General features: G+C 44.2%; 7 protein-coding genes. 4 read left to right on the top strand and 3 right to left on the bottom strand.

The window, feature by feature from the left end:
* Positions 1–142 precede the first annotated feature (142 nt).
* From CXF82_RS09145 to CXF82_RS09130, 4 genes are all read left to right on the top strand, one after another.
* Positions 143–2,803: a hybrid sensor histidine kinase/response regulator gene (locus CXF82_RS09145; protein WP_102038599.1), complete on the top strand. Its 2,661-nt coding sequence runs from the start codon at positions 143–145 to the stop codon at positions 2,801–2,803.
* A gap of 155 nt (positions 2,804–2,958) precedes the next feature.
* A complete protein-coding gene (locus CXF82_RS09140) occupies positions 2,959–3,849 on the top strand; it encodes a hypothetical protein (RefSeq protein WP_101093393.1) in 891 nt (296 codons plus the stop codon).
* 365 nt (positions 3,850–4,214) lie between these two features.
* A complete protein-coding gene (locus CXF82_RS09135) occupies positions 4,215–6,284 on the top strand; it encodes a S9 family peptidase (RefSeq protein ID WP_102044060.1) in 2,070 nt (689 codons plus the stop codon).
* 207 nt (positions 6,285–6,491) lie between these two features.
* Positions 6,492–7,058, top strand: coding sequence for a lipid-binding SYLF domain-containing protein (locus tag CXF82_RS09130; protein WP_102044059.1), 567 nt, complete (start codon positions 6,492–6,494; stop codon positions 7,056–7,058).
* 143 nt (positions 7,059–7,201) lie between these two features.
* On the opposite strand, the gene CXF82_RS09125 is transcribed toward CXF82_RS09130, so the two are convergent.
* From CXF82_RS09125 to CXF82_RS09115, 3 genes are all read right to left on the bottom strand, one after another.
* Positions 7,202–7,786 (bottom strand): hypothetical protein, encoded by a 585-nt coding sequence (locus tag CXF82_RS09125; RefSeq protein ID WP_102038596.1) that lies wholly within the window; start codon positions 7,784–7,786, stop codon positions 7,202–7,204.
* Between the two features lie 431 nt (positions 7,787–8,217).
* A complete protein-coding gene (locus CXF82_RS09120) occupies positions 8,218–11,253 on the bottom strand; it encodes a molybdopterin-dependent oxidoreductase (protein WP_102044058.1) in 3,036 nt (1,011 codons plus the stop codon).
* A 9-nt stretch (positions 11,254–11,262) separates the two neighbouring features.
* Complete coding sequence (locus CXF82_RS09115; RefSeq protein ID WP_101093398.1) at positions 11,263–11,958, bottom strand: 4Fe-4S dicluster domain-containing protein; 696 nt, start codon at positions 11,956–11,958, stop codon at positions 11,263–11,265.
* Positions 11,959–12,002 lie beyond the last annotated feature (44 nt).

Here is a 12,002-nt window from a genome sequence, read left to right as displayed (position 1 = left end):
ATGGCACCAAAGTCTAATCCATTAAACATATAAAAACCTTCAATCCTAGATAGTTTTTTGTACTTTTGTACTATGCTGAATATAGTCAAGAGTCATGCAATACACAAGGACATGACTAGCACGTTCAATTCAAGGAGTAGAAATGAACTTATTGAATCGTATTTCAATAAAAACAAGGATGTTGGCATTAGTATTACTACCTTTATTGTTTACGGCATTTTTATCCGCATTGGAGATAAAAAAGCAAACCAATAATGTCCAAGCACTCAACACTCTCAACCACAAGATCTCCTTTTTAGAATCATTTTCTGCACTCAATATCAAAATCAACCAAGCTAGAGAGCAGCTATACGCTCAAGGTGATTCATTCGTATTGACTGACTTCACGCCGATAGTCGCGGAATTACCCCTGATACTTCCCAAGGCATTCACCACAAAAAATATCGATGATATCCAAGCATGGTTTAATAGCACTAAAGATGCCTTAACAGAATCGCCTGAGCTGACACAAGTAAGTATTGTTGATTGGTCTACTTGGATAAACGAGTTGCAAACACAAGCGCTAATGATGCTAGAAAAAGATAAGCTAGATGTACCTGAGCATATTAACCAAAACCTCACCATATTATTTCAATTGCAATGGCTATCGCTTTGGTCCGCAGAAGAGAAATGGCTTATTAACCAGTTACTCATCGATAGAAATAATACCGAGCTGTTGACTCAATTAAACATGAGCACAGAAAGGCAGCAGCTCTATGTGGAACGCTTTATCAATATTAGCGCCAAACCTGAACAAGTCGATCTTCTACTGACGACATTTTCAGACAAAGCATTTGAACAAAGCTACCAACTGCGCCGCAATATTCTGCATGAAGATATTTTGGTTGATAGCCCAGAGTCTAATTTGAAAGCCTTTAGTCAACGCTTAAGCCTCATTCAGTTTGTGGTGACCAAATTTTCAGATCAATTGACCACTAAAATCCACAGTGAAATATCACAATCAAAAAAGCTGATCATCGTTTTTTGTACTGCTTTATTTGCATCGTTAATCATCATCGGAACCATTGGCGCCAACCTCTATCGACGCATTCTTAACTACCTGCATCATGTAATAACAACCATGTCTAACATAGAGGAAACCCGTGACTACTCCAATAATATTAACGAAAACGGTAATGATGAACTCAGCTTGTTTTCCAAAAAACTGAATAATCTAATCCATGAACGTTACTTAAATGATGAGAAAATTTTACGGGCTAAATCTGATGCGGAAAAAGCCAACCAAGCTAAAAGTTCATTTCTCGCCAATATGTCCCATGAAATCAGAACACCATTAAACGGCATTATTGGGATGTCTGAAATTCTTGCTGGCACCAAACTGACCCCCGTACAAAACGAGTACCTGCAAACGATCGAAACATCATCACATACCTTACTATTACTGATTAACGATATACTGGACTTGTCTAAGATTGAGTCTGGAAACCTTTCCATGACCAACACCGATGCCAATATTGCCGAGGTCGTCTACGACACGTTAACCATGGTATTAGCGAAAGTGGTAGAGAAAAATCTCGACCTGCAAATTGATATCCCGACAAATATTCCTTACCTCATTGCACTCGACGAACACCGCATGCGACAAGTCCTGATGAACTTATTGTCGAATGCAGTCAAATTTACCAGCGAAGGCTTTATAAAAGTGGCTATCAGCAGTCGTTTTGATGAAAAGCCATATGCCAATATGCAGATTAAGATTTATGACAGCGGCATAGGGATAGCAGAAGATAAGCAGCAACAGATATTCTCTCCATTTACCCAAGAAGATGGCACTATCACTCGCCAATTTGGTGGCACAGGCCTAGGTCTTGCGATCTGTAAGCAGTTGGTCGAATTAATGGGCGGTGATATCAAAATCAGTTCAAAAAAGGGCAAAGGCAGTTGCTTCTCCGTTGAACTAAAAGCGCGAATTATTGCGCAAGAAGCGCCTGGGAAAGATGAGTTCAAGCACCTTACCGCAGCATTAGTATCCAGTAACAATCACATTATTGAAACCATTGAGGATGCCTGCATCAGACAGGGGTTTAGGCTCAATTATCATTATTTATCTTGCTTTGATCTCTTACAAGATAAACAAAAGTTTGACCTGCTTTTTATTGATAATGCCTCTATTACTAGAGACGCCTTAACGACATTACCTGAGTTGTTAACTCAGCAAGATATCTTTACGATTGCCATCAACACCCCATCAGAGCAGCGTACGCTTGATAATATTGACTCCACCATCACACTTCCATTACTCGGGAAACGACTTGGCAATGCTATTCGTAACGGTATAGAAAATAGAGTACTGCGCGCAGAAAGCGCACCTGAAGCTGAGCAAGATACCAGTGACAACAACCCCGATGATACAAAAATAAACGTCGTGATTCTTATCGTCGAAGACAACTTGGTCAATCAAAAAGTCGCTTCACTGCTTGTGAAACAAGCTGGGTATGACTTTGTTATTGCTAATAATGGACTCGAAGCATTCGAGTTCATCAGTAAAGGGGAAGTCATTAACGCTGTTTTAATGGATTGTATGATGCCCATTATGGACGGTTTTACCGCAACTGAAAAAATCAGGGCATGGGAGGAGTTAAACTCAGAACAACGACTCCCTATCATCGCACTGACCGCCAGTGTATTAGATCAAGATATTGAGAAATGCTATGAATCCGGCATGGATGACTACCTCGCTAAACCCTTTAAAAAGGATGCGTTGATCGACAAGCTAAAGCAAGTCTCTAAGGTTGCCAGCTAAACCTCTTCAAATATAACGCCCCACGTCGGTGATCCCCTCAACTACAATGTCATTATGAGTCAAAAATAATCCCCTTTCAAAATGAAAGGGTACCCATGCTCTGGTTCAATATTCAACTTGCATCCCGATGATTAATAGTATGAAATAACAGCAATATGAATGAGTTTAATGACTTTGTATCACAAGGATATTGGTGGCTCTCTTTGCTTGGCGGTCTTCACTGCTTAGGCCTAGGTTTATACATCCGTTATATCTATCGCGAAAAGAACGGTAACCAGAAGATTTTAGGCAGCATATTCAGCCTAATGGCGCTGTATTTTTTTACCGGTCTACTCACCAAAGATAACGCTCCTGCGCCAATCCATTTTATCTTTATCTTGATTATCCCAATCTACTTTTTATTGATGCCGATGCTCTATTTATACTGTCATCGAAGTTTAAACGACGCAAAAGCACCCAGCGGATTTTCACCTCACTTCTTTCCTGCTTTGTTCGTCGCCATGACGGTATTAGCAACCGTCGGTTACCGTGTATTAAACCAAGGGGAACTGCCAGACATATCATTGAGCTTCAATTCAGGTTTAAGCCATCTAAGTCACCTAAGCCTTCTGGGAGCTGCGTTGCCAGGGCTGTTGTTTATCCAAACGGCGCTCTATTTTTACTTTATTTTAAAAATGCTTAGTCTCTATCCAAGCCGTACATCCAGATTACATCAAGAGAGCCTTAAGGACATAAAATTCCGCTGGCTGCTGGTACTGACTCTGGCGTTAATGAGTAATTGGATTGTCAGAGCCGTACTGGTCATCTTACCTTTTTATTTCGGCGAAGAACTTATTCACATTAACCATGTGGCGGCAAAATTGGTCCTGCTGCTCACCGTTTATATTCTGGCCATTTATGGCTTAAAACAGATCACCTACGCCGCATTTTTACGTGGAAGATTAGCACAGTCGCAGCAAAAATCGCCGATGAAGGCCAGTCAGCAACTGCTCAGTTCAGAAGAACTCGCCTACTTGCAAAAGTTAATGCAAGATGAAAAAAAATAAGCTAAATACCTGACATATTTCATGGATTTCATAACGCTAGTTGCGATAGGGTGTCATACCAATTGCACTAAGTATCTGTTCATTCAGTGGGAACTCAAAGCACTAAAGGCAAGCTGGGAACTCGATGCTAAATAGTTATTCGATATTAAGCGTTCCCCACGTAACAGGCTGAGCTTTGAACCCACCAGAAGCATTCCATTGCGGCTTTGCATTGACTTACAAGGGACAAATCATTTTCTCACCAATGCGTCTGGAACTGAAAAGATTGAGCATTTCTGAATTAACACTCTATTTAATGCAGCTGGTATTAGCGCTTATCTCATTATAAAAATTATAGAAAGACCTTGAAGGGTAGGAACAACCACATGAAAAAATTCAACAAGCTAACCCTGCTTGCTACCGCAATGGCAACATTGCTCGGTACCAGTATGGTGACCGCTGCAGCAGAAAAAACGCACGACATTATTATCGATGACTTTTTTGATATTGGTGGAATGAGTTCAGTGACATTAAGCCCCAATGGTAAAAAAGCACTTTGGCTAGAGACCCGCTGGGACAAAGAACTGGATAAGAGCCAGCGAGATCTCTGGCTGCTGGACACTGAAAGTGGTAATTCTAAACGCCTCACATTCACCAATGAAAGTGAATCCAGCCCACAATGGAGTCCAGACGGGCAACATATCTACTTTCTCGGCAAGGTAAAACAAGAAGCGGCCAAAGCACCTTACAACGGCAAGACACAAATCTTCCGCATCGCAGTCGCTGGCGGTGACATGCAACCGATGACTAAAGAGGTCGAAGGCGTTAGCGGATTCCAGCTAAGCCATGATGGTAAGAGCGTGTATTTTTTAGCCACTAAAACAGTTAAAGATAAAGATGACTGGGCCTCGATGCGTGCAGACCACTCAGCCCCTAAATATGGCCATGGCGAACGTAAAACGAACCCGCTATACCAACTTGACCTGCAACACTTTAAGCAACAGCTATTAATCGATGACGATAAAGTGGTTTGGGAATTTAAAGTCAATGAAGATGGCAGCAAAATTGCCCGTATCACCACTGACGATAATGAGTTAGTTCGGTTAGAAGGTTGGTCTGATGTCGAGATATTCGATACCAAAACAAAAACCAATAACACCCTCGCCGATACGCAATGGCGCGACCAAGCCCCTTCACCTTACGGCTGGTTATTAGGCTTAAATTGGCGAGAAAACAATAACCAACTCGCCTTTAGAATCGATTTTGACGGCCATCCAGGTAAGCTCTTTATTGCCAATGCGAAAGCAACAGAAGCCCCATCGCTCGAAGTCACACGTAGCGGAGATGTCACCTTAAACTCAGGCGATATAAAATGGAGACCCAATAGTGATGAGATCTGCTATCGCGGCGCAGATCATGCTCGAGTAAAGCTATTCTGTACTGAAATTGACGGTGACGAACAGGGCGACACGCGCACGGTCATTAATGGCGATATGGTCATTGGCAGCTACAGCTTTAGCCAAAATGGTAAACGCGTTGCCTTTAGCCACAACGGTCTAGATCACTTTGCTGATATGTTTATTGCGGATGCCAATCGCAGTCGAGCCAAAGCAGAACGCCTGAGTAATATCAACCCACAAGTCGAGAGTTGGAAGCTCCCTCAAATCTCCATCGTGAGCTGGAAAGCACCTGATGGTAGTGTTGTCGAAGGGATATTGGATTTGCCATCCGACTATAAAAAGTCCGACGGTCCGTTACCATTAGTGGTGCAAATTCATGGTGGCCCAACATCAGCAACCCCCTATGCTTTACAGCATCGCTCTTATGGCCGTTCAACATTCACCGCCAAAGGTTGGGCATTACTGTCACCGAACTATCGCGGTTCTACCGGTTATGGTGATAAGTTCTTAACCGATTTAGTCGGTAAAGAACACGACATTGAGGTAAACGACATTATTGCAGGGGTCGATCAGCTTATTAGCGACGGTATTGTTGATGGCGACAAAATGGCAGTGATGGGCTGGAGTAACGGCGGTTACCTAACTAATGCCTTGATCAGCACCACTGAACGTTTTAAAGCAGCAAGCTCTGGTGCCGGTGTTTTTGATCAACGCCTGCAATGGATGCTTGAAGACACCCCTGGCCACGTAATCAACTTTATGGAAGGTCTGCCTTGGGAAAAACCTGAAGCCTACACCCAGGGTTCATCACTCAGCCATGTCGATAAAATCAAAACACCAACGCTTATCCATATAGGTGAAAATGACCAGCGAGTGCCAGCGGGTCATGCACAGGGGCTATATCGCGCTCTCAAGCATTATCTCAATGTACCGGTTGAGCTCATTGTTTATCCTGGCGAAGGCCATGGATTAAGCAAGTATCAACATCGTAAAGCCAAAATGGAGTGGGATCAGAAATGGTTCGAGCATTACGTACTCGACAAGCCCATTAAATAGCAGCTCCAACACATAACAAAAGCGCCTATATTGGCGCTTTTTTGTTATCCATTCACCTGCCTTTACATCAACAACAATGACTTTAGCCTTGGTTAATGCTAAAAATGACTGCCATGGTTAACGAAGTTTGATGGGCCATTCATTTTCGGTTCAGCTTAACTATGCTACAACTAAATACTGACACATGAGCAGCTAAAGGAGATTGAAATGAAACACTTATTCAGAAAAATAACCGGCACTCTTTGCTTAGTTGCCAGTCTCGCCGTGGCGCCACAAGCCTTAGCAGAAGATGGCTATACTCAAGCTAAAACTACTTTCCAACAAGCCAATCAAACTCAAAAATTCTTCGATAGCGCATATGGTTACGCGCTTTTTCCGACCGTAGGTAAAGGCGGAATTGGTATAGGTGCCGCTTACGGTAAAGGACGCGTCTATCAAGGTGGCAACTATCAAGGCGATACCAGCCTAACCCAAGTTTCTTTCGGTTTTCAGCTCGGTGGCCAAGCTTACAGCGAAGTTATCTTTTTTAAAGATAAAGCAGCTTATAAAGATTTCACCAGTGGCAGCTTTGAATTCGGCGCACAAGCCTCTGCCGTCGCGATTAACATTGGCGCCAATGCACAGGCAGGTACGACAGGAAATTCAGTAGGAGCAGGTAAAAAAGCAGCATCAGCGTCTTATATCAACGGCATGGCTGTGTTTACTGTCGCCAAAGGTGGCTTAATGTTTGAAGCCGCATTAGCTGGACAGTCTTTTACTTTTGAAGAGAAATAGGCTCAACGGAATGCAGAGACGAGGGCGTGACTTAGTCACTTCGTAATAAGCTAAGACGGCAAGACTCGGACAATAACTCTAGGTTCTAGCAATTGAAAACTAGAACCTAGACGCATCACATCCCTTCACTTAAACAAAATGCCTTACTTATGTCCCCAAGGTGCTGGCGGTAGTGCAACTGGCTTAGTAAGATCAAAGTCGACTCTGAAATCTCTCTCATCACGAGTCAAACGATAGGTGAATTCTGTTGGCTTGGTGTACATATGCCAAACATTGGTAATGGATACATCCAGTCCGTTGTCTCTAAAATTGTTAATTGAATAGGCATCGACAGGAAAGGACTGCTCAGTCGCACTGCCCATACCTGCTGTCATGCCACCATACATAGTCACCTTGTCTTCGCTACCATCTTTATGGCGATGATCATGGGCTAAATGCAAACCATATGAGGTTTTAGTGATCACCCAAGTGCGAGAGTGATCATCACCAACGTGAAACGGTACTTTAAGTTCAGTGTCACTGCATTCGCGTACATGCATAATCAGTTTCTTACCGCTAAAGGCTGAATCGGCAGTATTACCCGCTGTAACCGTCCCTTCAAAAGCTTTACCACAATGCGCTGCGATGCTATCAAAAAAAGCTGTTTGCTCTGTGGTTACTGCCATCGCAGGCAAGGCAAAAGTCGCAGCCGTCAAAAGGCCAATCTGTGAGTATTTTGTTATTTTCATTATTATCTCCAATGATTTGCGACCAACACTACCATAAAGAGATAAATTTTAGCTTAAGCAGCGAAAAGCCCCTCAGCCAAAAAGAATACTGAGGGGGAAATGTTGCAGGATGAAATGAGTTACGCTTGTTTGAGGTGTAAATTTATCGCCGGAAACATCTAATTTAGACGCTAATCTGTATAACGATTTAAAAACGCCCCCGAAGTTAATCTGCGGGGGAGTTTGTCTTCAATAGTATTTAAACTTTCTCTACTCAGATTGGAATGCCATGACGACAGTTGGTTCCAGTCCAATAATCATTGAGCATACTGGCACTTTGTTTGCGCGTTGGATCTGAACCTGAGATCACCTGCTTAAACACTAGCAAGTATTACAATGCTCAATAGATCCCTCCCCTCCAGATGTGAGAGGGATCCACGGTTCAATCGTAATTAAGCTTTCTCAACGCGAATTGGAATACCGTGTCGGCAGTTAGCACCGGTCCAATAATCATTGAGCATACTGGCATTTTGTTTACGCGTTGGATCGGACGGGATCATTTGATTAATCGCGACACCGCCAGCACGCTCTTTTAAGCCCGCCAACTTTTTACCATTAATCACTCGATCGTCACCACCAAAGCCCTTTGAATGACCAAAGCCATGAGACACACATACCGCCCCTCTTGCCACGCCAAAGTCTGTTTGCAATAAACCCTCGGCAGGCTTGCCATTGGCGGTCACTAATCTCACTGTGTCACCGTCGGTTAAGTTTTGGGCTTTTGCCGTCTCTTCATGCATATAGACAAAGTTAGTCGGGCTGATCTCAGCAATACGTTTGTAGGCAACTGCATAGTTTGATCTCACCGTTGCTTTGTAACTTGAAAACAGCAATGGATAGTCAGCTTCTGGCCAGTGACTTTCCCAGCTATCGCCATTCCAGAATCGATGCTGATGATAGGTAATAGTGCCTGGGTAATGCTCACCAGAATAGGCATGACGTAGCTGTGCAACCGCTTCATGGTAGATCTGCAGACATTTTGCCTCTGCACCCTTCACAAAATCACCTTCATAGCGTTCATCTGCCACATAGTAGCCACCACGAGATAGCAGTGCTTCAACTTCACTAGCCTCGTTAGGGTTGAGTCTTGGCGTCAACGGCTTCATTGCATAATCAAGTCCAGCCCATTGCCTATCTTCAGCCGTAACCGTCGGCAAGTTTTCGCATTGTGATGCCACATTTGCCAGATATTTAGCGTGCCAATCTTCAAAACAAAGCAAGTCAGCCTTGCTGCCATCCTCATGATCAATCGCGCCTTTACCAAAGCCGGGAAGCGCCATATTGAGTGCGATATCGACTAACAACTGCTCCATACAAACATGTTGACCCGCTTCGTTTTTAACGGTTCTTGGTGTCACTAATGGCGCTGCTGCAACCACGCCCAACATATGCGAACCCCACATACGGTCTGCGGCATACTCTTCTAGCATTGAGCGATCAGGAATAAAATAATCAGCGTAACGATTCGTCTCATTCATGTGGCAATCAATGCCAATAATTAACGGTAAACGTTTAGGGTCAGCAATACTTGCAACCACTTCTTGGCTAATAGAGGCTGCGCTATAAAGAAAGTTATTACGCCAGTTAAACAAGACCTTAGCTTGATACGGGTCGTTATTGGCATGACTCGTCCACTGCTCTGCTGCATTCATTGCCGGCAGAACCTCATGCCACGGCGTGCTAGCAGGGTATGGGTTTTCACTTTTAGCGAGTTTTTGTTTATATTCAGTCGATGACTCATAAGCACCATCACGACAGGCATTAACCACCCCGTCCAAGCTCACGCCATTGTCGATATTGGCTAAATCATAGCGACCTTCCATTCCACCAATCGGCCCGTTACCGTAAATAGCACCACCCTTAGCGTCATGACTGCCCACTAGGGTATTTAATGTTGCCCAGATCCAGCCCATAACGAAACCGTCAGACGAATTTGTGCCACCATTACCAGCAACACAGGCTTTACGACCGTAACGACCTAAATCTTTTGCCACTTGGCGCATATCTTCAATCGCAATACCCGACTTAGCGGCGTACTCTTTCATGCTGGTACGTTGTGTTTCTTCTCTTAACAAATACAACGAGGACGCTAATTTAACCCGACGACCCGATTTGTCTTTAACGGTTTTACTGACAAAGAGCTCAGCCTTGTCACCTGATTCAACAGACACGAACTCTTGCGTATCGGCATTAATAATCAGCGCTTCGTCTCCACCTAAACCAAAGTCTTTTGCCTTTGCAAAACGGCGGTAATCGGGGTGCTTCGCATCTACAATGACTAAGTGACCCGCATTGGTAAAGTTAAGCTCGCCTGCAGCTTTAGCCGCTTTCTCGCTGGCGCCTTCAAGGTGGGTTTTATTAAACCAACCCTCTTCTAGCATGGTACGAATCACACCAAAAGAGAACGCTGCATCTTGTCCAGGTTTAACCGCTAACCATGTTGCATTGGTATCGGCTGCTACTGTGGTTCTGAGCAGTGGATCAACACACACATATTTGAACTTTCGATCGACTCGACTATCAGCAAGTCCACGACCGACGCGGTTAAGGCTTGCACCTGAAGAACCAGGGCTGGTGCCCATAAACAATCCATATTCGACATTATCCCAATCAACATCATTGAGCCATTCTTCAAAGCCTGAAGCCATGCCTAAGCTATAACCCGTCGCTTGAGCTGCACCGCAGTAAGCATGCTTAGTGCCTAAGTTACTCGTACCCCAAGACTGTTGCATAAAGCGAGCGTAGAAGCTGCCGCGTAAGGTATCTTCGGCGCAGTAGGTGGCAAACAGGTGGTTCGCCGCGCTGCCAAACTCAGGGAAACCAGGCTTAACCGGTTTGTCGAGTTGACGTAAACTGCGTAAACCTTCGACATGGCCTTCACCAAAGAGATCGCCGCCTTCTAAAATTTCTTTTAATGCTTGCTCATAACTAATGGTGACCCACTTACCTTCACCCCGTTGACCATCACGCTTAAGCACATCAGTGACACGGCGTTCGTCATCAACAGAGTCGGCACAACTGGCTCCTTTAGCACAGGTAGTGGCACGGTTTTCGAGTCCAGCCTCACCCGCTAAAGCAATATAACTTTGCTTAACAGCCATCGCTATCGGCAATGGAGAACCAGAGTTATTCTCACAGTATGGATTACCACCGACTTTGAGCACTTTGTCACTGGCTTCGTCAATGCGCACTCGAAGACCGCAAATGTTATAACAACTGAAACACCTAGAATATGCTGTACGTACACCTTTAGTGAGTTGCCATTGCCCATTAGCATCTTGTTGGCACTCTGCTGGGATCGGATGACCAAAACGACTGACATCTTGGCTGCGTTCAGAATCTGTAGGTTGAGCCATCTTGCCACAACCCACTGTGGCAGCAGCCACAGAAACAGCGCCCGCTTGCGTTAAAAATTTACGTCTGTCCATTACCCGCTCCTAGCGTTGCCATTCAAGGAAATTAAGTGACAAGATCTGCTTGTCTTTCGGTTGTTCAGGTAAACCAATATAGAAAATATTTGGCTTAGTTCCCTCACCCGCCAGCATGGCGTAAACCGAGTTATCGCGAACCAGTTGCGACACTTTACTGTTCGGGTCGTTGAGGTCGCCAAAATTACGCGCTTCACCAATACAAGTTTCAACACATGCAGGTAGTAATCCTGCTGAGACTCGATGAATACAGAAGTTACACTTCTCGGGAGGTGATTCTAACGTTTCATCTTTGCGTCTTGCCCCATATGGGCAAGCATCGACACATAACTGGCAATGGATACACTCATCATGGTCAATGACCACAATGCCATCCTCTTTACGTTTGTAGGTTGCTTCTACTGGGCAAACATCAACGCAGGGTGGGTTATCACACTGATTACATTGATTGGGTACCGCCAAAGTCGCAAAGCCACCGTCCAGCTCAATTGCTGCTTGGTTGACACGAGTTCGACAACGGCCAGTATCGGTTTGGTTTTCCATTGCACAGGACACAGTACAAGATAGACACCCTGTGCAACGGCGAACATCAAACACCATAGCCAATCTTTTACCTGGGGTTTTAGCTTGAAGTTGAACGCTTGGGATGAGCGTTAACATTGCACCACCAGCGGCCATTTTTAATATGGAGCGTCTATCCAACATAATTATTCCTTATTATGGATTCAATAAATAATTACTGAAACCAC

Source organism: Shewanella sp. GutDb-MelDb (genome assembly GCF_002836075.1).
Classification (GTDB): Bacteria; Pseudomonadota; Gammaproteobacteria; order Enterobacterales; family Shewanellaceae; genus Shewanella.
Note: the sequence above shows the minus strand (reverse complement) of the source record. Positions and strands in the feature narration are given on the sequence as shown.